Origin of the sequence: Allobosea sp., assembly GCF_036675845.1 — a bacterium.
Classification (GTDB): domain Bacteria; phylum Pseudomonadota; class Alphaproteobacteria; order Rhizobiales; family Beijerinckiaceae; genus Allobosea.
Genome location: NZ_JAKFED010000203.1, coordinates 1 through 19482, shown reverse-complemented (window position 1 = coordinate 19482; position 19482 = coordinate 1). Strand labels below are relative to the sequence as shown.

The window sequence follows — 19482 nt, the reverse complement described above, 5'->3', positions numbered from 1 at the left end:
GCCGGATTGCCGGTCGAGATCGTCGCGGATCGTCGCCGTGACGCTGATGATCTGGCGAACATTCTCCTTCGCGGCTTCCGCCGAGGCCTCGATCAGCGCCGCCTTGGCGGAGACGCGGCGGCCGATCTCGACGATGTCGCGCTGGAAGGCGATGAAGGTCCGGATGCGCGCATCGAGCGTCGGATGCGCCTGCGCGAGGGCGGGCGGCAGCGCCGAGGCCAGGCTGGCGCGGGCGGCATCGACCAGTTCGATGGCGGCATCGAGCTGGTCCAGCGCGCGCTCGACCTCCTGCGCTCCGGCACCGCCGTCAAAACGGCTGAGCAGGGAAGCCTGCGCCACGCGGCTCGACAAAAGCGAGGCGCGGTTGGCGAGCTGGAGGCCGATGAAGGCCTCGCGATCGATCTCATGCACCGAGGCGAGGCCGCGCACCGCGCTCGCCAGCCCCATCGCCGCCGCCATCCCGAACAGGGCGAACAGCAGGGTTATCTTCGCCGTCAAGCCGAAACGCCGCATCCCGTCCACCGCCATCGTCAAGCGCGGCACTTCTCGCAACCGCGAACGAACAGATCCTTAATGAAGCCAGCTAAGCACTTGGAAAAACTGAATTTATCGAGTTCTATCTTCGCGGCCGCGACGGCTCAGCCCATCAGGCTGTCGAGGCCGCGGCGCAGGCCGACCTGCTCGCCGACGCGTCGCGCCGCCAGCAACGTGCCGCCGACATAGGGAGCCGCCGAGGTGCCGGCGTCATGGCGGATCACCAGGCGCTCATCCGCCAGGCCGAACACCGCCTCGCAGGAGAGCACGAAGCCCGGCATCCGCAGCGAATGCACCTGCACCGGATGCGGCGCACCGATCGCGCCGCCGCGCGTCTCGCGCACGCCGCCGAGCGCGGCGACCGGCATCGAGGTCGCGGCCATGCGCTCGGCGGCAAGCGTCTCGGCGAGCTCGAAACCCGTGCCCGAAGGCGTGTCGGGCTTGGTGGGCGAGGCGTAGTCGATGATCTCGACGTCGGGCACATATTTCACCGCCTCGCGGGCGAAGCGCCGCAGCAGGGTGGCCGTGATCGAGAAATTGCCGGCGGCGAGCACGCCGACCTTGGCGTCCCGGGCGGCCGCTGCGACCTCGTCATAGTCCGCGGCCGACATGCCGGAAGCGCCGACCACGACATGGCGCGAGGCTGCGACGGCGGCGAGCACATTGGCCTTCACGCTGTCGGGCTTGGTGTAGTCGATCAGCACGTCGCAGGGCACGGCGAGCGCTTCCGAAACCGTCGCGAAGACCGGCAGCCCGTTCGCCGACAGGCCCGCCGCCTCGCCGAGATCGCGCCCCGCCGCCTGGCGCGAGACGCCGGTGACGAGTTCCAGATCGGGCGCCGCCGTGATGGCGGCGACCAGCGCCTTGCCGACCCAGCCGGTGCAGCCGGCAAGCGTGATGCGGATCATGGACGGCTCCTCGCAGGATTCGAATGAGCGAGGATTAGGCGAGCGCCCTGTCGCGGTCCATCGGCGCCGGCCGCAAGGCAGGCCCGCCTACAGCACGAGGCGCAGCAGCGGCCGGCCCGGCTTGTGGCACGCGACCTCGACGAAGCCGGCGCGCCGGAACACGCTCTCCGGACCGACATAGAGCCCCTCGCTGCTGCGCTTCGTCTCGTTCGCCATCGGCGCGGCTTCGAGTAATTGCGCGCCGCTGCGGCGCGCAAAGCCGATCGCGCCGTCGAGCAGGGCGCCGGTGACACCCTTGCCGCGAAAACCCTTGCGCACGAAGAAGCAGGAGGCCGCCCAGTTCCGCTCGTCCTCGGCCGGCGCATCCGGCAGTGGCGTCGAGGCGCGGCGCGGATTGTTCCATTCGGGCACATGCGCACGCGGACCGACCTGGAGCCAGCCGACCGCCACCTCCCCTGCAAAGGCGAGCACGCCGGGCGCGGGCCCATCGTGCACGCGCTGTTCGAACAGCCGCCGCGCGCCCTCGCCGAGAAGCGGCTTCCTGAGCTTCGGTGGCATGCGGTAATGGTTGCACCAGCAGCCATAGCAAGGGCCTTGCGGGCCGAAGAGCTCCTCCAGCGCCGGCCAATGCTCCGGCGTCAGCGGAACCACATTGAACGCTGCTGCAACCATCCCGTCTCTCCACCCTGCTCTCGACTCAGGATCGCAAATAATAAAGGAATCGCACGTCGCCCCGGAGGCGGCCGCCGAACCGCCGCGAGGCCCCCAATGTCCTTCGAACTCTTCGCCGCCTATTTGCTGGCTTGCGTCGTCATCATCATCGTGCCCGGCCCGACGGTGACGCTGATCATCGCCAATAGCCTGAAGCATGGTAGTCGGGCCGGCCTTCTCAATGTGGCAGGAACGCAGGCGGGGCTGGCGATCATGATCGCCATCGTCGGCATCGGCCTGAGCTCGGTCATCGCGGCGATGGGCCACTGGTTCGACTGGGTCCGGCTGGCCGGCGCCGCCTATCTGGTCTGGCTCGGCTGGAAGATGTATCGCAGCGCCGGCGATATCGGCGAAGGCGGCGCGACGCCGGCGCGCCCGCCGCGCGGCGGCTTCTTCCTGCAGGGCGTGCTGGTCGCGCTCAGCAATCCGAAGACGCTGCTGTTCTTCGGCGCCTTCTTCCCGCAATTCCTCGATCCCGCCCGCGACCACGCCACCCAGATCGCGATCATGGGCGCGACCGCGATGCTGTTCGCGGCGGTCAGCGACAGCGCCTATGCCGTGCTCTCCGGCCGGGCCGGCCGTTTCCTGTCGCAGCGGCGCGTGCGCCTGCTCTCGAAGTTCAGCGGCGGCTTCCTGATCGGCGGCGGCCTCTGGCTCGCCTCGACCCGCGCCAGTTGACGCGCAGCTTCAGCACCTACCAGGGAATCGTCTCGCCCTGCCAGGTCCGGAAGCTGTTGGTCTCCGCCATGCCGGAGGCGTCGATCGTCTCGATCAGCCCGGCAGCGCTATCGGTTGCCGGGATATCGGCTCCGCCGCCGCCCATATCGGTGCGCACCCAGCCGGGATGGAACAGCAGCACGGCGATCTCGCTGGCGCGGACCGCATTGCCGAAGACGACCATGGCCATGTTGACCGCCGCCTTGGACGAACGATAGGCGAGCGCGCCGGAAGGGTTGCCGCCGAGCGAGCCCATCCGGCTCGAGATCGTCGCGAGCTTGCGGCCGCTGCCGGCTTCGAGATTGGGCAGGAAAGCCTGCGCCACCCGCAAGGGCGCGTAGACATTGACCTCGAAGACCGCGCGCCAGGCGTCGAAATCCATCTCGAATGCCGACTGGCGATCGCGCGGGCCATAGATGCCGGCATTATTGACCAGCACGTCGAGCGGCCGGCCGGCGAGCGCCTGCTTGGCGGCGGCGATGCTGGCGTCCGAGGTCACGTCGAGCTCGAGCGGCATCAGCGCCGCGCCATGCGCGCCGGCGAGTTCCGCCAGCGCCCCGCCCCAGGGATTGCGCGCTGCGGCGACGACATGGTCGCCCCGGCGCAGCAATTCCATCGCCAGCGCCAGCCCGATGCCACGATTGGCTCCGGTGATCATCCAGGTCTGCGACATCGCTCAGTCTCCTTGGCGCAAGCGTCATTGCGAGGAGACGCCAGCCGACGAGGCAATCCAAGGGGACAAAACGCAACCCGGGATTGCTTCGCTACGCTCGCAAAGGCGATGGGCGAAGAGCTAAGCCTCAGCCCTTGCACTTTCCATAGCCGCCGGCGGTCGGCGTGATCACCGTCACCGCCTCGCCGGCCTGCAGGAAGGTCTGGTCGGAGGGCTTCAGCTCCTCGACCGCGCCCGAAAGCCGCCGCACCAGCGTCCGCCCGAGCTCGCCCGGCTCGCCGCCCTTCATGCCGAAGGGCCTGACCCTGCGATGCGAGGCGAGGATGGCGCAGTCCATGCCCTTCAGGAAGCGGATGGTGCGGCTGGTGCCGTCGCCGGCATTCCACTCGCCCTTGCCGCCCGAGCCGAGCCGGATGTGGAAATCCTCGAGCACGACGGGGAAGCGCGTCTCCAGGATCTCCGGATCGGTCAGCCGGGAATTGGTCATGTGGACGTGCACGCCCGAGGTGCCGTTGAAGCCCGGCCCCGCTGGCGAGCCGGAGCAGATCGTCTCGTAATACTGGTACTCGTCATTGCCGAAGGTCAGGTTGTTCATCGTCCCCTGCGAGGACGACATCGCCTCGAGCGCGCCGAACAGCGTGTTGGTCACCGCCTGTGAGACCTCGACATTGCCGGCAACGACGGCGGCCGGATAGCGGGGGCTGAGCATCGTACCTTCCGGCACGATCACCCTGATCGGCCGCAGGCACCCGGCGTTCATCGGGATCGCATCGTCGACCATGACGCGGAAGACATAGAGCACGGCGGCGCGGGTGACCGGCGCCGGCGCGTTGAAATTGTCCTCGCGCTGCGGCGAGGTGCCGGTGAAGTCGACCGTTGCCTCGCGCTTCTCGCGATCGACGGTGATCTTCACCTTGATCGCGCAGCCCTGGTCCATGGGGTAGGTGAATTCGCAGTCATGCAGCTTGGCGAGCAGCCTGGCGACGCTCTCGGCGGCATTGTCCTGGACATGGCCCATATAGGCCTGCACGACATCGAGGCCGAAGGAGCGGATCATCTTCTTCAGCTCGGCCACGCCCTTCTCGTTGGCGGCGATCTGCGCCTTCAGGTCATTGACGTTCTGGACGACGTTGCGGACGGGATAGCGCGCCCCGGTCAGCAGCTTGACCAGATCCTCCTCGCAGAAGCGGCCCTGATCGACGATCTTGAAGTTGTCGATATAGACGCCTTCTTCCTCGATATTGGTCGCCAGCGGCGACATCGAGCCCGGCGCGGTGCCGCCGACATCGGCATGGTGGCCGCGGCTCGCCACCCAGAACAGGATCTCCTTGTCCTGCTCGTCGAAGACCGGCGTGCAGATGGTGATGTCGGGCAGATGCGTGCCGCCATTATAGGGCGCGTTAAGGCAGTAGACGTCGCCCGGCCGGATCATCGGATTGTTGCTGATCACGGTCTCGACAGACTTGTCCATCGAGCCGAGATGCACCGGCATATGCGGCGCATTGGCGACGAGCGCGCCGGTCTGGTCGAAGACCGCGCAGGAGAAGTCGAGCCGCTCCTTGATGTTCACCGAATAGGCGGTGTTCTGCAGCGTCACGCCCATCTGCTCGGCGATCGACATGAACAGGTTGTTGAAGATCTCGAGCATGACCGGATCGGCCTTGGTGCCGATCGCCGCCTGCTGCACCAGCGCCCTGCTACGCGTCAGCACCAGATGGTCCTTGGCGGTCAGCCTGGCGCTCCAGCCATCCTCGACCACCACGGTCTGGTTCGGCTCGATCACGATCGCCGGCCCGGCAACGCTCTGGCCGGGCTGCATCGCCTCGCGCCGGACGATCGCCGCCTCATGCCAGCGCCCTTGCGAGAACAGGCGGGTATGCTCGGCCGCGACCGGCGCGCCGGCGCTCTCGGCCGCCTCGGCCTCCTCGAAGCGGGCACCGCCGCCGACCGCCTCGACCTCGACCGCCTCGACGACCAGCGCCTTGGTCTCGTCGATGAAGCCGAAGCGCGCCCTGTGGGCGCCCTGAAAAGCCTCCTGCATCTCGGCGCGGCTGCCGAACGGGACGGCGATCGCGGTATCGGTGCCGGCATAGCGGACATGGGCACGGACATGGATGGCGATGTCGCCCTCCGGCACGCCCTGACCGGCGACCTCCGCCTTGGTGTCGGCGCCCAGCCGCTCGGCCACGGTGGCGATGGCCGCCTTCGCCTCGGCATCGAGCGGCACATCGAGCGCCGCCGTGCGCGTCGCGCGGATTTCAGCGAGACCCATGCCATAGGCCGAGAGCAGGCCGGAGAACGGGTGCAGCAGCACGGTCTTGATGCCGAGCGCGTCGGCGACGAGGCAGGCATGCTGGCCGCCGGCACCGCCGAAGGAGTTCAGCGCATAGCGGGTGATGTCGTAGCCGCGCTGCACCGAGATCTTCTTGATCGCCTCGGCCATGTTGGCGACAGCGATCTGGATGAAGCCGTCGGCGACCTCCTCGGGCGAGCGCCCGTCGCCGACCTCCGCCGCGAGCGCAGCGAATTTCGCCCGGACGGTCTCCGCATCGAGCGGCTGGTCGTGGCTCTCGCCGAAGATCGGCGGAAAATAGCCGGGGATCAGCTTTCCGACCATGACATTGGCGTCGGTCACCGCGAGCGGCCCGCCGCGGCGATAGGCGGCGGGGCCGGGATTGGCACCGGCGGAATCGGGACCGACGCGGAAACGGGCGCCGTCGAAGTGGAGGATCGAGCCGCCGCCGGCGGCGACGGTGTGGATCAGCATCATCGGCGCCCGCATGCGCACGCCGGCGACCTCGGTCTCGAAGGCGCGCTCATATTCGCCGTCGAAATGCGCGACATCGGTCGAGGTGCCGCCCATGTCGAAGCCGATCACCTTGTCGAAGCCGGCCGAGCGGCCGGTCTCGGCGAGGCCGACGACGCCACCGGCCGGGCCGGAGAGAATGGCGTCCTTGCCTTGAAAGAGTTCGGCGGCGGTGAGCCCGCCCGAGGACATCATGAACATCAGCCGCGCGCCGGTGCGGGCGATGTCGAGTTCCTCCGAGACCTGCGCGACATAGCGGGAAAGGATCGGCGAGAGATAGGCGTCGACCACGGCGGTATCGCCGCGACCGACCAGCTTGATCAGCGGCGAGACCTCGTGGCTGACCGAGACCTGCGGGAAGCCGATCTCGCGGGCGATGCGGGCCGCGACCTGCTCATGCGCCGGATAGCGATAGGCGTGCATGAAGACGATGGCGACGGCGCGGAACCCGGCATCGTACTGCGCCTGCAGGGCAGCGCGGATCGCCGCCTCGTCAGGCACGCGCTCGACGGCGCCGTCGGCCAGCACCCGCTCCTCGACCTCGACCACCGCATCGTAGAGCTGCTCGGGCTTGATGATCTCCTTGGCGAAGATGTCGGGCCGCGCCTGGTAGCCGATGCGCAAGGCATCGCGGAAACCCTTGGTGGTGACCAGCAGCGTCCGGTCGCCCTTGCGCTCGAGCAGCGCATTGGTCGCGACCGTGGTGCCCATCCGCACCTCGCCGACGAGAGCAGCCGGGATCGGCTCGCCGGCCTTCAGCCCGAGATGGTCGCGGATGCCCTGCACGGCGGCGTCGCGATAGGCGCCGGGATTGTCGGAGAGCAGCTTCCTGGCGTGAAGCCTGCCTTGCAGATCGCGGCCGATCACGTCGGTGAAGGTGCCGCCACGGTCGATCCAGAAGTCCCAACGGCTCGCAGTCATCGCACCCTCCCAAGCGGCGATCGAACTCAGTTTCACTTTTCATCGATAAATCGTCGATGAAAAGTTGACAAGGAGAATTCGCCGGCTACGATCGCAATTGTGACTGGAACATGGCTGAGGGGCCAGGCCGGTCGAGCGCGATGGGAGAGTGCAATGACGGGATCGGCCCTGGCAATCAGGCCCGGCACGCGCCGGCGACCCGACGCGGCAGCCATGCCGCAGCCCGATCCCACGCTGCGGAGCACCCGATGATCCGCAGCACGCTCGACAGGCTCTACCTCTTCGCCGGCTACGCTGCCGGTTTCTTCCTGATCGCCATCCTCGCCTTGATGATGGGCCTCTCGCTCGGCCGCGAGGTCGGCTTCAACATCCCCGCCGGCGACGATTTCGCCTCCTGGTGCATGGCGGCGATGGCCTTTCTCGGCCTCGCCCACACCTTCAAATCCGGCGAGATGATCCGGGTCGGCCTGCTGATCGACCGCTTCAAGGGCCGCACGCGCTGGGTGTTCGAGACCTTCTCGCTCGTGCTCGGCCTCGGCTTCACCGGCTTCTTCGCCTGGCATGCGACGGTGATGACCTGGCAGTCCTACGCCTTCAACGACATCGCCGGCGGCGTCGTCGCCATGCCGATGTGGGTCCCGCAGCTCGGCTATTCCGGCGGGCTCATCATCCTGTTCATCGCCATGCTCGACGAGTTCGTGCATGTCGTGCTGCGCGGCAACACCCCGCGCTACGAGAAGCCGCCCCCGCAGACCGACGAGGAAATCGTCGAGCGCGCCATGCAGAGCGGGGTCTGAGCCATGTCCATGATCGAAATTTCCGCGCTGCTGCTCGGCCTGCTGGCGGCCCTTCTGGCCGGCGGCGTCTGGATCGCGATCTCGCTGATGGCCTGTGGCTGGGTGGCGATGCAGTTCGTCGCCGGCGGCATCCCGGCCGGCTCGGTGCTGGCGACGACGATCTGGGGCAACAGCGCCTCCTGGACGCTGGCCGCCCTGCCGCTCTTCATCTGGATGGGCGAGATCCTCTACCGCACCAGGCTCTCGGAGGAGATGTTCCGCGGCCTCGCGCCCTGGCTGAACTGGCTCCCCGGCCGGCTGATGCACGTCAACGTGCTGGCCTGCGGCATCTTCGGCTCGGTCTCCGGCTCCTCGGCCGCAACCTGCGCCACGGTCGCCAAGATCGCCCTGCCGGAGCTGAAGCGGCGCGGCTACAACGAGAAGCTTTCGCTCGGCTCGCTCGCCGGCGCCGGCACGCTGGGCATCCTGATCCCGCCCTCGATCACCATGGTGGTCTATGCGGTGGCCGCGAACGTCTCGATCATCCAGGTCTTCCTCGCCGGCTTCCTGCCCGGCCTGCTCGTGATGGCGCTCTATTCCGGCTACATCATCGTCTGGCACCTGCTGCACCCGGATCAGGCGCCGCCGGCCGAGCCGAAGATGCCGCTGCGCCGGAAGCTGCGGGAATCGGCCAACCTCATCCCCTGCATGCTGCTGATCGTGCTGGTCTTCCTGTCGCTGCTGCTGGGCTGGGCGACGGCGACCGAATGCGCCGCCTGGGGGGTGCTCGGCTCCTTCGGCATCGCCTGGTGGTCGGGCTCGCTGACGAAGGAAGCGTTCTGGGCGAGCGTCATGGGCACGACGCGGATCACCTGCATGATCATGCTGATCCTCGCCGGCGCCTCCTTCATGTCGACCTCGATGGCCTATACCGGCATCCCGCTGGCGCTCGCCGCCTGGGTCGACAGCCTGCACCTCTCGCCCTACGCGCTGATCGCGGCGCTGACGGTGATGTACATCGTGCTCGGCGCCGCCCTCGACGGCATCTCGATGATCGTGCTGACGACGGCGATCGTCATCCCGATGATCAAGGCGGCCGGCTTCGACCTGGTCTGGTTCGGCATCTTCCTGGTGCTGATCGTCGAGATGGCCGAGGTCTCGCCGCCGGTCGGCTTCAATCTCTTCGTGCTCCAGACCATGTCGGGCAAGGATTCCAACACGGTCGCGCTCGCCGCCCTGCCGTTCTTTTTTCTACTGGTCGCCGCCGTCGCGATCATTACGATCTTCCCGCAGATCGTGATGTTCCTGCCCGAACTCGCCTTTCCGAAATGATGCAGCAACCACAATGAGGGAACGGAGAACTGCCATGAATCGCATGAACTTCATCAAGGGCCTGCTGGCGCTCGGCGTCGCCGCCGGAACGCTGGCGCTCGCCGCGCCCGGCGCACTGGCGCAGGCGAAGTGGAACCTGCCGGCCGCCTACCCGGCCGACAATCCCCATACCGAGAATCTCGTCACCTTCGCCAAGGAAGTCGAGGCCGCGACGGGCGGCAAGCTCGGCATCACCGTCCACGCCAATGCCGCGCTGTTCAAGGCGCCCGAGATCAAGCGCGCGGTGCAGACCGGCCAGGCCCAGATGGGCGAGGTGCTGATGTCGATCCACGAGAACGAGGACCCGATCTTCGGCATCGACGTCGTGCCCTTCCTCGCCACCTCCTTCGCGGACTCGATGAAGCTCTACAAGGCCTCGAAGGCGGCGGTGGAGAAGAAGCTGGCGAGCCAGGGCATCAAGCTGCTCTTCATGGTCCCGTGGGCGCCGCAGGGCGTCTACGCCAAGAAGGAGATCAACACGGTCGAGGACATGAAGGGCCTGAAATGGCGGGCCTATAATGTCGGCACCACCCGCCTCGGCGAGATCCTCGGCATGCAGTCGGTGACGATCCAGGCCGCCGAATTGCCGCAGGCGCTGGCGACCGGCGTCGTCAACTCCTTCATGTCCTCCGGCGGCACCGGCTATGATTCCAAGGCCTGGGAGACCCTGACGCATTTCTACGACGTCCAGGCCTGGATCCCGAAGAACGCGACCTTCGTCAACAAGGCCGCCTTCGACGCGCTCGACAAGCCGACCCAGGAGGCGCTGCTCAAGGCCTCGGCCGCGGCCGAGGCGCGCGGCTGGAAGCTGTGGGAAGAGAAGACCAACTGGTATCTCGACCAGCTCAAGGCCAAGGGCATGAAGGTCAACGCGCCTTCGGCCGCGCTCGCCGCCGGCTTCAAGAAGGCCGGCGAGACCCTGACCGCCGACTGGCTGAAGAAGGCCGGCGCCGAGGGCCAGGCCATCGTCGACGCCTACAAGAAGATGTGACGCCTCGCGACGCCGCCCGCTCGCGCGCGGGCGGCGTCGCGGACCGATCCGCCATGCGACGAGGCCGGGCCTCCGGCGAACCTCGTCACCCAGGGACATCCGCGCGATGCAAGATCCCGATGCCAACTCGCCCGACGCGAAGCTGATGGCTTCCCTGCTCGGCCCGATCGTCTCCTCCGGCCATCTGGCTTCGGGCGCGATGCCGGCCCTGTCGGAATTCGAGTTCGCGCTCAGCATGACGGTCCATGCCTTCCATCGCTGGATGCTGCGCGCCATGACCGCGGCCGGCCTGCCCGATCTGACGCCGATGGACGTGCTGGTGCTGCACAACGTCAATCATCGCGGCAAACCCAAGCGCCTCGCCGATATCTGCCTGATCCTCAACATCGAGGACACGCATGTCGTGAACTACGCGCTGAAGAAGCTCGAGCGCCTCGGCCTGATCAAGGGCGGGCGCAAGGGCAAGGAGAAGACCGTCGCGGCGACCCCGGCCGGCGAGGATGCCTGCCGGCGCTACGCCAAGGTGCGCGAGCAATTGCTGGTGAAATCGGTGCTGGCGACCGGCGTCGATCCGGCGCGCCTCTCCGAGATCGCCGCCGCGATGCGCTCGCTCTCGGGCCAGTACGATCAGGCCGCGCGGGCAGCGGCGAGTCTTTAAAGCACGCTGCGTTTCTCGGAACCGCGCGGTCATTCCGGGGCGGCCCGCGGGGCCGAACCTGGAATCCATGAACACCGAGGCGACAGGATTTCGCACCACGCGTGGCGCGGCTCCGCTGGGCAGGCGTGGTCTGGTCCGCCGCGCTCGCGTCGGCGCCGGCTTCAGCCCTCTGCCGTCCCCCAGTCCGGCAGATCGGCATAGCGCCTGGCATATTCGGCTTCGACCGCCTCGTGCCTCGACCAGAAGCCGCGCGGCGCATCACCGGCGAGCTTGTCCTCAAGCAGGCCGAGATGCAGGTGCCAGCCGCCGGAGACATTCGCCATCTCGGCTTTGTTCGCGAGCTTGCGATGCGTCAGCGTGAGGCGGACCTTCTCGCCCTCCGGCGCGAGCTCGAACACCACTTCCGATTCCGGCTCGCCCTCGCCGCCCCAGGTGAAGCCGATCGCATGCGGCGGCTCGTAGCGCGTGATCGTGCCGTTCGAGGGCCAGCCATTGTCGTTCATCTCGCGATAGCGCTCCGGCGGTGTCTCGTCGGTGATCTGCGAATGCTTGAACAGGAGCGAAATCCTGCCGCCGACACGCGGCTCGGCCTCGCCCGAGGCGAACCAGGCGCCGCGTTTGTCGGACTCCGCCAGATAGGCCCAGACCCGCTCCAGCGGCCCCGGCAGCAGGCGCTCGAAGCGCACCGCACCGCTTTCCAGAACAACGCCATATTCGTTCATCGCGTATCTCCCTCGCTTTCCTCGGGTTTTCCCAGTTCTCGCTCCAGCCGGTCGAGCGAGGCATTCCAGAAACCGCGCACCTGCCGGACCCAAGCCTCGAATGCATCGAGACCTTCGGGATCGAGCCGGTAGATCCGGCGCTGGCCGCTGACCTCGACCGTCACCAGCCCGGCCGCCTTCAGCGCCTTGAGATGCTGCGAGATCGCCGGGGCGCTGACCTTGAACCGCGCCGTGATCTCGCCGGCCGCGAGCGCGCCCTCGCCCAGCATCTCGACGATGCGGCGGCGGGTCGGGTCGGCAAGGGCCATGAAGCGATCCATGGCCTTAATTTGCGCACCTACTTAATTAAGTCAACATGAAAATACAATCGACCGGCCGCCCTGTGCCCGACGCGGCCACCCCCCCGCGCCGCAGCCCTTGCCTGCGCACCAGCAACGGGCGAAGGAACCTCTCCCGTCCTGCCCCAAAGACCGCCATGCCCGCCCGAAACGCCACGCTCGCCGGTATCCTCATGATGCTGTTGGGCATCCTGCTGTTCTCGCTCAACGATGTGCTCGGGAAATGGCTGGTCGCGACCTACACGGTCGGGCAGTTGCTGCTGCTGCGCAGCGCCGCGGCGCTGGCGGTGCTCGCCCCCTTCGCCATCAGGCAGGGCGCCAGGAGCTTCCTGCGGCCGGAGCAGCCCGGGCTGCAGATCCTGCGCGTCGTCCTGGGCGCGACTGAGTCGGCGCTGTTCTATCTCGCGGTCGCCTATCTGCCCCTCGCCGACACCATGACGATCTGGCTGGCGGCGCCGGTCTGGGCGGTGGCGCTCGCCGCCCTGGTCCTGGGCGAGCGCGTCGATCTCAGCCGCTGGCTCGCCGCCATCGTCGGTTTCATCGGCGTCGCGATCGCGCTCGACCCGTCCTCGGCCGCGCTCTCCATGCCGGCGCTGGTCGCGCTCGTCGGCAGCGTGCTCTTCGCCTGCATGATGATCGCGGGGCGCAAATTGCGCGGCACGCCCGATGTCGTGCTGGTCGGCTGGCAGACCTTCGGCACCCTGCTGATCGGCCTCGGCCTCTTGCCTTTCGGCTGGGTGACGCCGACGCTCGCCGACACCGCCCTGCTCGGCCTGCTCGGCATCGTCGCTTTGGTCGCGCATCTGTGCGTGACGCGCTCGCTCAAGCTCGCCGAGGCCTCGGTGGTGGTGCCCTACCAGTACACGCTGATCGTCTGGGCGCTGCTGTTCGGCTGGCTGGTCTTCGGCGACTGGCCGAAGCCTGCCATGCTGCTCGGCGCGGCGCTGATCGTCGCCGCCGGCCTCGTCCTGCTCGTACTGGAGCGGCGGGCGAGCCGGCCAGCCTCTGAAACCGCCAAGCAGCGCGTGACGATCCAGGAGAGCTGACGGGTTCACGGCCGCCGAGTCGGGGCCGTCCGGTCTCTGGACCATGATCGCCGCCGCCCTCATGTCTTCGCGCGGTTCGCCGGGCTGTTCTGCGTCGATGTCTGGGCTCCGGGGCTGGCATCGCTGCCGCGAACGCGCGACAAGACTTCGGCCCGGCCAACGGCCCGGGCGGCTGCGAGGGAATGCGAATGGCGACGATCTCCTATCTGACGACGGTGCAGTTCGGCTTCGGCGAGCTGAAGGCGGTTTCCGGCGGCCTCGCCGATCTCGGCATCTCGCGCCCGCTGATCGTCACCGATCGCGGCCTTGCCGCCACCGACCTGATCGAGCGACTGCGCGCCGTTTCGCCGCTGCTCGGCAATGCCGCGCTCTTCGCCGAGACGCCGACCAATCCGACCGAGGAGGCGGTCCTCGCCGCACTCGCCCTCTACCGCGAACATGCCTGCGACGGGCTCATCGCCATCGGCGGCGGCTCGCCGATCGACCTCGCCAAGGGCGTCGCCCTGCTCGCCGGCCATGACGGCCCGCTCGAAACCTATGCCGCGATCCTCGGCGGCATCCCGAAGATCACCGCGCGGGTCGCGCCGGTCATCGCCATCCCGACCACGGCCGGCACCGGCAGCGAGGTCGGCCGCGCCGCATTGATCACGCTGAACGACGGCCGCAAGCTCGGCTTCATCTCGCCCCACCTGATTCCGAAGCTGGCGGTATGCGACCCCGAGCTGACGCTCGGCCTGCCTTCCTGGCTTACCGCCGCGACCGGCATGGACGCGGTCACCCATTGCATCGAGACCTATCTCAGCCCGCGCGACAACCCGGTTGCCGAAGCCATCGCTCTCGACGGGCTGAAGCGCGCCGTCCTGCATATCGAGCGCGCCGTCGCCGACGGCTCGGATCGCGAGGCGCGCAAGGAAATGCTGATGGCCGCCCTGCAGGGCGGCCTCACCTTCCAGAAGGGGCTCGGCGCCGTCCACGCCCTCTCCCACCCGCTCGGCGGGCTGAAGCAGGTCTCGCTGCATCACGGCACCCTCAACGCCGTCCTGCTCCCGGCGGTGCTGCGCTTCAACGCGCCGGAGGCGCAAGCCAAATACGCCGAAATCCGCCGCACGCTCGGCCTCGGTGCCGATGCCGACCTCGCCGAATGGATTGCGGGACTGACGGCAAGGCTCGGCATGCCGGCCTCGCTTTCGGCGATGGGCGTGCCGCGCGACGTGCTGCCCGCCATCGCGGCAGCCGCCGTGCAGGACCATTCCAGCGCCACCAACCCGCGCACCGCGACCGCCTCCGACTACGAGGCGATGCTGGTCGCGTCTTTCGGCTAGCCGGAAACGCGATTGGAAAGCCACAATGCGCGACGGTTTGCGAGCGAAACGCAACCGTCGCCTTGACCGGGGCGTGCCCCGCATCCATCGTACCGGGACGGATTCATTACCAGTCACGAAGGCCGCCACCATGCGCCGCGTTTCGCTTTTCTCGGCCCTTGCCGCCACGCTCTGCCTCGCAGCCCTGCCGGCGCAGGCAGGAGGTGAAGTTTACGGCGACCCGGCCTATCGCTCGGGCGGCCGCTATGTCGACCCTGCCGACCGGGCCGAAGAGCGCATCATTCCGATGTATGGCAACCTGCCGGCCTGCGAGGACCCCGCCGTGCTCGGCGAGATCACCAGCTGGTTCAACTCGCGCGAGGCCAAGTTCTGGGGACCGCTTCGGGTCGTCGCCTTCGACCGGGTCAGGCCGATCGGCTGGCGGCCCTGGGGCGACGACTTCATTCCGCGCCGCTTCTGCACCGCGCGCGTCATGGTCAATGACGGCGTCCTGCGCCGGGTCGACTATTCGGTGCGCGAGAATCTCGGCCTGTTCGGCCGGGGCTGGAACGTCAACTGGTGCGTCAGTGGCCTCGATCGCCATCGCTCCTACGCCCCCGATTGCCAGATGGCGCGGCCTGGCCCCGAGCGGTAGCATCGGGCAATGAAGCCCTCGCGCGCCTGGCTGCCATGGCTGGCGCTGCTCGGTTTCGCAGTCTCGGGCGCACAGGCGCAGGGGCAACATAGCCGCGGCGGCGCGCCCGGCGATTTCGACTTCTATGTGCTCGCCCTCTCCTGGTCGCCGGGCTTCTGCGAGCTCGAGGATGGCGGCCGCGGACGCTCGCGCGAGCAATGCGCGCCCGGCGCCAATCTCGGCTTCGTCGTGCACGGGCTCTGGCCGCAGAATGAGCGCGGCTACCCAACCGATTGCGGCCCGGCCGGGCGCAACCCCTCGCGAATCGCGATGTCGGAAGCCGAGGGCCTGTTCCCCTCCGACGGATTGGCGCGCCATCAATGGCGCAAGCACGGCACCTGCACCGGCTCCAGCCCCAGCGGCTATTTCGCCGATGTCCGGCGCGCCCGCGAGAAGATCGTCATCCCGCCGCCCTTGCGCGACGGCCAGCGCGAGCAAGTCTGGACCGCGATCGACCTCGAACGGGCCTTCGTCGCCGCCAATCCCGGCCTGCGCACCGACATGATGTCGGTCGCCTGCCGCCGCGGCGTGCTCCAAGAGGTGCGCATCTGCTTCAGCCGGGATTTGCGCGGCTTCCGCAGTTGCCAGGAGGTCGACCGCTCCGGCTGCCGCGCCCGCGATTTCAGGGTCAACGCCGTCCGCTGACGCCGGGCCGTGCCGGGCCGACGCATGCTTCAACCGGCGTGCGCTGCTTTCACTCCGTCGATATCGGCCGAGGAGAAAGCGCGCTAAGACCGCTGCATGAATTACCGTCACGGCTTCCATGCCGGCAACTTCGCCGACGTCCTCAAGCACGTCATGCTGATGCGCATCCTCACGCATCTCAACGGCAAGGATAAGCCCTACCGCATCGTCGACAGCCATGCCGGTGCCGGGCGCTACGATTTAGGCTCGGAGGAAGCCCTGCGCACGCATGAATGGCGCGACGGCGTGGCGCGGCTCGACCAGGCCCCGCTCGCCCCGGCTGCCGAAAGCCTGCTCGCCCCCTGGCGCGCGGCGCTCGCCGCGGCGCGCAGCCTCTACGGGCCCGATGCCTATCCCGGCTCGCCCTGGCTCTGCCGCCAGGCGATGCGCGCCGACGACCGGCTGATCGCCGCCGAGCTGCACGAGAATACCTATCGCAAGCTCGTCCAGGCGATCGGCCGCGACTCGCGCTGCAAGGCGCTCGCCATCGATGGCTGGGTCGCGCTCGGTGCCAATGTCCCGCCGAAGGAGCGGCGCGGCCTCGTGCTGATCGACCCGCCCTTCGAGGAAAAGGACGAGTTCGCGACGCTCGCGGCCGCCTTCATCGCCGCCTGGCGCAAATGGCCGACCGGCAGCTACGCGCTCTGGTACCCGGTGAAGGACCGGCGTGCCGCCGACGGGCTGCTCGCCGCGATCGCGGAGGCGGGCATCGGCCGCCTGCTCAGGCTGGAGATCGATGTCGACCGCCCGGAGGCCGCCGGCGGCCTGGGCGCGACCGGCCTGCTCGTCGTCAACCCGCCCTGGCTGCTGGCGCAGGAAGCCGAGATCCTGCTGCCGGCCCTGTGCGAACGCCTCGCGCAAGGGCCGCGCCCGCGCTATCGATGCGAGGCGATCCGCCCCGATGGCTGATCGTCAACCCGATTCATGTCCAGCCTGAAGGCCCTGCCATGCTGACCTTGCGCTCCTCGCCCACCTCGCCCTTCGGCCGCAAGGTCAAGATCGCCCTGGCCGAACTCGGCCTGGCCGAGCGGGTCGAGGTCGTCGCCGCCGACACCAACGATCCGGCCGAGCCGCTGCGCCAGCAGAATCCGCTCGGCAAGATTCCGGCCCTGGTGCTCGAGGACGGCTCCACGCTGTTCGATTCGCGCGTCATCGTCGAATATCTCGACCATCTCGCCGGCGGCGGCCGGCTTCTGCCGGCCGGTGAAGAACGATTCGGGCAATTGCGGCTGCAGGCGCTCGCTGACGGGATTTGCGACGCCGCCCTGCTGCAGGTCTATGAGGTCCGTATCCGGCCGGCCGAGATCCGCCATGCCGGCTGGGTCGAGAATCAGCAGGGCAAGATCGACCGGGCGCTCGCGGCGCTGGAAGTGCAGCCGCCCGCCTTTCCGGACCGTCCCCGAATCGGCGAGATCGCGCTGGCCTGCGCGCTCGGCTATCTCGATCTGCGCTTCGAGGGGAAGTGGCGCCTGGCGCATCCGCAGATGGTTGCCTGGCTCGACGCCTTCGCCGCCAAGGTTCCGGCCTTCGAGGCGACCCGCGTCAAGGGCTGAGAGCTCGTCCGGCAAGGCCCGCTCCTTATCGCGAGGAGCGGTTCCGTCGGGCCAGCGGCCGGGATGTTTCCAGGACGGCCTTCAGACAAGAAAAAGCCCGCAGACAAAGAAAAACCCGGTGGCCGAAGCCACCGGGTTTCGTTCGATCAGACCGTCTGGTCGGATCAGAACCTGTAGTTCAGGCCGGCGCGGACGACCGAGAACTTGGTCTCGACGTTCGCGTTGAAGACGCCACCCGGAACCGAGACCGACTCCTTGTCGAGGTCGACATAGAGGTATTCGATCTTGGCCGACAGGTTGTTGGTGAAGGCGTACTCAAGGCCGGCACCGAGGGTCCAGCCATACTGGGTGTTGTCGTCGCTGAACGAGCCGAAGGCCGTCGAGATCTTGTTCTTCACGTTACCGTAGGCGAAACCACCGGTGACGTAGGGCAGGAACCGGTCGAAGGAGTAGCCGGCGCGAGCGCGGACGGTGCCCCACCAGTTGATCTCGTTCGAAGCGGTGATGTTGTTGACCGCATCAAAGACGTTGGCCTTCAGATCGGCGCCCTGGAAGTCGGCCTCGAGGCCGAGGACGATATTGCCCATCTGATAGTTGTAGCCGACCTGGCCACCACCGGTGAAGCCGTCCGGATCCTTGAAGCTCAGGACGCCGAGGCCGGCCGAGTCGATCTGACCCCAGGCGTAGCCGGCGTTGGCACCGACATAGAAGCCGGTCCAGGTGAAGACCGGAACGTAGATCGGGGCTTCAACCGGGCCCTTGCGGCTCGGCAGGTCGGCAGCGGAGGCAGCGCCAGCGGCGAGGAGGCCGAGGGCCGCAACGCCCGAAAGCAGGTACTTCTTCATGGTATACTCCTTGGTAGTCGTCGCTGGTGCCGGGGAGAACCGACGGTGATTTCGATCGACCCTTTATACGGTCGAATGCCGGCCGTGTCTGTTGCGGCGAGAACACATCTGCTTGCCAGACCGAGGCGAAATTGCGGCAGAATGCGGAAAGAGGACGGCATATCGTTCAAACTCGGTTAGTGTTTGTTAAGGCTTCCTGAATGGTAAACTGAATACTAACGCAAGGGCAGTCTTCGGCCGGCCGCTGGCCGAAGCTATCACAGAAACGCCGCAATCGCATTTTGGTTCCAACGCCCGCGCAGCGCCGTCATGCGCCGGCTGCTTGCAGGGTCGGGCGCCCCATGCTTTAGCCGATATTCCCGCCCGCCACGAGACGTTTGTGTGCCGCCTCTTTCGATCTTCATCATCACGCGTGACGAGGCCGACCGGATCGGGCGCACCATCGCGGCGGTGCGAGCGCTCAGCGACGACATCGTGGTGGTCGATTCCGGCTCGACCGACGGCACCCAGGCCATCGCAGCCGACCTCGGCGCCCGCGTCATCGAGCACGCCTGGCCGGGCTACGGCCCGCAGAAGCGCTTCGCCGAGGACCAGTGCCGCCATCGCTGGCTGCTCAACCTCGATGCAGACGAGGTGACGCCGCCCGCGCTCGCAAGCGAGATCGCCGCACTGTTCGCCAAGGGCGAGCCGGCCGAGGACGCCTACAAGCTGCGCATCGCCGAGGTCTTTCCCGGCGAAGGCGCGCCGCATCGTTTCGCCTACGCGCTGACGCCGGTCCGGCTCTATCGCAGCGACAAGGGACGCTACTCCCCTTCCCCGGTGCACGATCGGGTCGAGCTTCAGCCCGGCGCGCGCGTCGGCCGGCTGAAGGGAACGATCCATCACTATTCCGTGCGCTCGCTCGGCGAGCAGATCGCCAAGCTCAACGCCTATAGCGATGCGCAGGCCGATGATCTCGACCAGCGCGGCGCGACGCTCTCGGCATTGCGGCTGGCGCTGGAATTCCCCGGCAATTTCTTCAAGGCCTATGTCGGGCGCCGTCATGCGCTGCGCGGGGTCTATGGCTTCATGACCGCGATGAACTACGCCTTCTATCGCTATCTGCGCGTCGCCAAGCACTGGGAGCGCCGGCTCCGGCGCCGCAGCGAGCGTCGCGAGGGAGGCTCGGATGACCGCTGAGGTCGCGCTCGTCACCGGCGGCGCACGGCGCATCGGCCGCGCCATCGTCGAGCG

General features: G+C 67.9%; 20 protein-coding genes. 12 read left to right on the top strand and 8 right to left on the bottom strand.

The window, feature by feature from the left end; translation table 11 throughout:
* From V6M56_RS21315 to V6M56_RS21305, 3 genes are all read right to left on the bottom strand, one after another.
* Positions 1-498, bottom strand: a 498-nt coding sequence (locus V6M56_RS21315) for a hypothetical protein (protein WP_442881206.1), incomplete at its 3' end; no start/stop codon positions are given.
* A gap of 140 nt (positions 499-638) precedes the next feature.
* A complete protein-coding gene (gene dapB, locus V6M56_RS21310; RefSeq protein WP_332686768.1) occupies positions 639-1442 on the bottom strand; it encodes a 4-hydroxy-tetrahydrodipicolinate reductase in 804 nt (267 codons plus the stop codon).
* An 87-nt stretch (positions 1443-1529) separates the two neighbouring features.
* On the bottom strand, positions 1530-2114 hold the full coding sequence (locus V6M56_RS21305) for a GNAT family N-acetyltransferase (protein ID WP_332686766.1): 585 nt from the start codon (positions 2112-2114) through the stop codon (positions 1530-1532).
* A gap of 96 nt (positions 2115-2210) precedes the next feature.
* Between V6M56_RS21305 and V6M56_RS21300 the strand changes: the two genes are divergently transcribed.
* A complete protein-coding gene (locus V6M56_RS21300) occupies positions 2211-2831 on the top strand; it encodes a LysE family translocator (protein ID WP_332686764.1) in 621 nt (206 codons plus the stop codon).
* 16 nt (positions 2832-2847) lie between these two features.
* On the opposite strand, the gene V6M56_RS21295 is transcribed toward V6M56_RS21300, so the two are convergent.
* Together V6M56_RS21295 and V6M56_RS21290 are read right to left on the bottom strand one after the other, a co-directional pair.
* A complete protein-coding gene (locus V6M56_RS21295) occupies positions 2848-3543 on the bottom strand; it encodes an SDR family oxidoreductase (protein WP_332686762.1) in 696 nt (231 codons plus the stop codon).
* A 127-nt stretch (positions 3544-3670) separates the two neighbouring features.
* Positions 3671-7270, bottom strand: coding sequence for a hydantoinase B/oxoprolinase family protein (locus V6M56_RS21290; RefSeq protein WP_332686760.1), 3600 nt, complete (start codon positions 7268-7270; stop codon positions 3671-3673).
* A gap of 248 nt (positions 7271-7518) precedes the next feature.
* Here V6M56_RS21290 and V6M56_RS21285 point away from each other — a divergent pair, with 248 nt between their 5' ends.
* The 4 genes from V6M56_RS21285 to V6M56_RS21270 all read left to right on the top strand — a co-directional run bounded on the left by V6M56_RS21285 (position 7519) and on the right by V6M56_RS21270 (position 11066).
* Positions 7519-8067: a TRAP transporter small permease gene (locus tag V6M56_RS21285; RefSeq protein ID WP_332686758.1), complete on the top strand. Its 549-nt coding sequence runs from the start codon at positions 7519-7521 to the stop codon at positions 8065-8067.
* 3 nt (positions 8068-8070) lie between these two features.
* A complete protein-coding gene (locus V6M56_RS21280; protein ID WP_332686756.1) occupies positions 8071-9378 on the top strand; it encodes a TRAP transporter large permease in 1308 nt (435 codons plus the stop codon).
* 43 nt (positions 9379-9421) lie between these two features.
* Positions 9422-10408, top strand: a complete 987-nt coding sequence (locus V6M56_RS21275; protein WP_332686770.1) for a TRAP transporter substrate-binding protein — start codon at positions 9422-9424, stop codon at positions 10406-10408.
* A gap of 106 nt (positions 10409-10514) precedes the next feature.
* Positions 10515-11066: a winged helix DNA-binding protein gene (locus tag V6M56_RS21270; RefSeq protein WP_332686755.1), complete on the top strand. Its 552-nt coding sequence runs from the start codon at positions 10515-10517 to the stop codon at positions 11064-11066.
* A 161-nt stretch (positions 11067-11227) separates the two neighbouring features.
* Here the strand turns inward: V6M56_RS21270 and V6M56_RS21265 are convergent, their stop codons facing one another.
* Both V6M56_RS21265 and V6M56_RS21260 read right to left on the bottom strand, forming a co-directional pair.
* On the bottom strand, positions 11228-11788 hold the full coding sequence (locus tag V6M56_RS21265) for an SRPBCC family protein (RefSeq protein WP_332686753.1): 561 nt from the start codon (positions 11786-11788) through the stop codon (positions 11228-11230).
* Positions 11785-12096, bottom strand: coding sequence for an ArsR/SmtB family transcription factor (locus V6M56_RS21260; protein WP_332686751.1), 312 nt, complete (start codon positions 12094-12096; stop codon positions 11785-11787). Before V6M56_RS21260 ends, V6M56_RS21265 begins: the two co-directional genes overlap by 4 nt.
* Positions 12097-12263: 167 nt before the next feature.
* Here V6M56_RS21260 and V6M56_RS21255 point away from each other — a divergent pair, with 167 nt between their 5' ends.
* From V6M56_RS21255 to V6M56_RS21230, 6 genes are all read left to right on the top strand, one after another.
* Entirely contained in the window at positions 12264-13172 is a 909-nt protein-coding gene (locus V6M56_RS21255; RefSeq protein ID WP_332686749.1) for a DMT family transporter, read from the top strand.
* Positions 13173-13360: 188 nt separating this feature from the next.
* The gene (locus V6M56_RS21250; RefSeq protein ID WP_332686747.1) at positions 13361-14494 is read left to right on the top strand and encodes an iron-containing alcohol dehydrogenase; all 1134 of its coding nucleotides are present in this window, start codon (positions 13361-13363) and stop codon (positions 14492-14494) included.
* Positions 14495-14624: 130 nt separating this feature from the next.
* A complete protein-coding gene (locus V6M56_RS21245; protein WP_332686745.1) occupies positions 14625-15128 on the top strand; it encodes a hypothetical protein in 504 nt (167 codons plus the stop codon).
* A 9-nt stretch (positions 15129-15137) separates the two neighbouring features.
* Positions 15138-15812: a ribonuclease T2 gene (locus V6M56_RS21240; protein WP_332686742.1), complete on the top strand. Its 675-nt coding sequence runs from the start codon at positions 15138-15140 to the stop codon at positions 15810-15812.
* A 96-nt stretch (positions 15813-15908) separates the two neighbouring features.
* Positions 15909-16760, top strand: coding sequence for a 23S rRNA (adenine(2030)-N(6))-methyltransferase RlmJ (locus V6M56_RS21235; protein ID WP_332686740.1), 852 nt, complete (start codon positions 15909-15911; stop codon positions 16758-16760).
* Positions 16761-16798: 38 nt separating this feature from the next.
* A complete protein-coding gene (locus V6M56_RS21230) occupies positions 16799-17404 on the top strand; it encodes a glutathione S-transferase family protein (RefSeq protein WP_332686738.1) in 606 nt (201 codons plus the stop codon).
* Between the two features lie 164 nt (positions 17405-17568).
* Here V6M56_RS21230 and V6M56_RS21225 read toward each other — a convergent pair whose 3' ends face one another.
* The gene (locus tag V6M56_RS21225; RefSeq protein WP_332686736.1) at positions 17569-18249 is read right to left on the bottom strand and encodes an outer membrane protein; all 681 of its coding nucleotides are present in this window, start codon (positions 18247-18249) and stop codon (positions 17569-17571) included.
* Between the two features lie 381 nt (positions 18250-18630).
* Here V6M56_RS21225 and V6M56_RS21220 point away from each other — a divergent pair, with 381 nt between their 5' ends.
* Positions 18631-19428: a glycosyltransferase family 2 protein gene (locus V6M56_RS21220; RefSeq protein WP_332686734.1), complete on the top strand. Its 798-nt coding sequence runs from the start codon at positions 18631-18633 to the stop codon at positions 19426-19428.
* The last annotated feature ends 54 nt before the right edge of the window (positions 19429-19482 follow it).

What these genes read in the sequence shown, in the direction of transcription:
- V6M56_RS21260 (WP_332686751.1), bottom strand. Translation starts at nt 12,096, where the DNA reads ATGGCCCTTGCCGACCCGACCCGCCGCCGCATCGTCGAGATGCTGGGC.
- V6M56_RS21265 (WP_332686753.1), bottom strand. Translation starts at nt 11,788, where the DNA reads ATGAACGAATATGGCGTTGTTCTGGAAAGCGGTGCGGTGCGCTTCGAG.
- V6M56_RS21240 (WP_332686742.1), top strand. Translation starts at nt 15,138, where the DNA reads ATGAAGCCCTCGCGCGCCTGGCTGCCATGGCTGGCGCTGCTCGGTTTC.
- V6M56_RS21275 (WP_332686770.1), top strand. Translation starts at nt 9,422, where the DNA reads ATGAACTTCATCAAGGGCCTGCTGGCGCTCGGCGTCGCCGCCGGAACG.
- V6M56_RS21235 (WP_332686740.1), top strand. Translation starts at nt 15,909, where the DNA reads ATGAATTACCGTCACGGCTTCCATGCCGGCAACTTCGCCGACGTCCTC.
- V6M56_RS21290 (WP_332686760.1), bottom strand. Translation starts at nt 7,270, where the DNA reads ATGACTGCGAGCCGTTGGGACTTCTGGATCGACCGTGGCGGCACCTTC.
- V6M56_RS21250 (WP_332686747.1), top strand. Translation starts at nt 13,361, where the DNA reads ATGGCGACGATCTCCTATCTGACGACGGTGCAGTTCGGCTTCGGCGAG.
- V6M56_RS21270 (WP_332686755.1), top strand. Translation starts at nt 10,515, where the DNA reads ATGCAAGATCCCGATGCCAACTCGCCCGACGCGAAGCTGATGGCTTCC.
- V6M56_RS21230 (WP_332686738.1), top strand. Translation starts at nt 16,799, where the DNA reads ATGCTGACCTTGCGCTCCTCGCCCACCTCGCCCTTCGGCCGCAAGGTC.
- V6M56_RS21225 (WP_332686736.1), bottom strand. Translation starts at nt 18,249, where the DNA reads ATGAAGAAGTACCTGCTTTCGGGCGTTGCGGCCCTCGGCCTCCTCGCC.
- dapB (WP_332686768.1), bottom strand. Translation starts at nt 1,442, where the DNA reads ATGATCCGCATCACGCTTGCCGGCTGCACCGGCTGGGTCGGCAAGGCG.
- V6M56_RS21255 (WP_332686749.1), top strand. Translation starts at nt 12,264, where the DNA reads ATGCCCGCCCGAAACGCCACGCTCGCCGGTATCCTCATGATGCTGTTG.
- V6M56_RS21295 (WP_332686762.1), bottom strand. Translation starts at nt 3,543, where the DNA reads ATGTCGCAGACCTGGATGATCACCGGAGCCAATCGTGGCATCGGGCTG.
- V6M56_RS21305 (WP_332686766.1), bottom strand. Translation starts at nt 2,114, where the DNA reads ATGGTTGCAGCAGCGTTCAATGTGGTTCCGCTGACGCCGGAGCATTGG.
- V6M56_RS21285 (WP_332686758.1), top strand. Translation starts at nt 7,519, where the DNA reads ATGATCCGCAGCACGCTCGACAGGCTCTACCTCTTCGCCGGCTACGCT.
- V6M56_RS21280 (WP_332686756.1), top strand. Translation starts at nt 8,071, where the DNA reads ATGTCCATGATCGAAATTTCCGCGCTGCTGCTCGGCCTGCTGGCGGCC.
- V6M56_RS21300 (WP_332686764.1), top strand. Translation starts at nt 2,211, where the DNA reads ATGTCCTTCGAACTCTTCGCCGCCTATTTGCTGGCTTGCGTCGTCATC.
- V6M56_RS21245 (WP_332686745.1), top strand. Translation starts at nt 14,625, where the DNA reads ATGCGCCGCGTTTCGCTTTTCTCGGCCCTTGCCGCCACGCTCTGCCTC.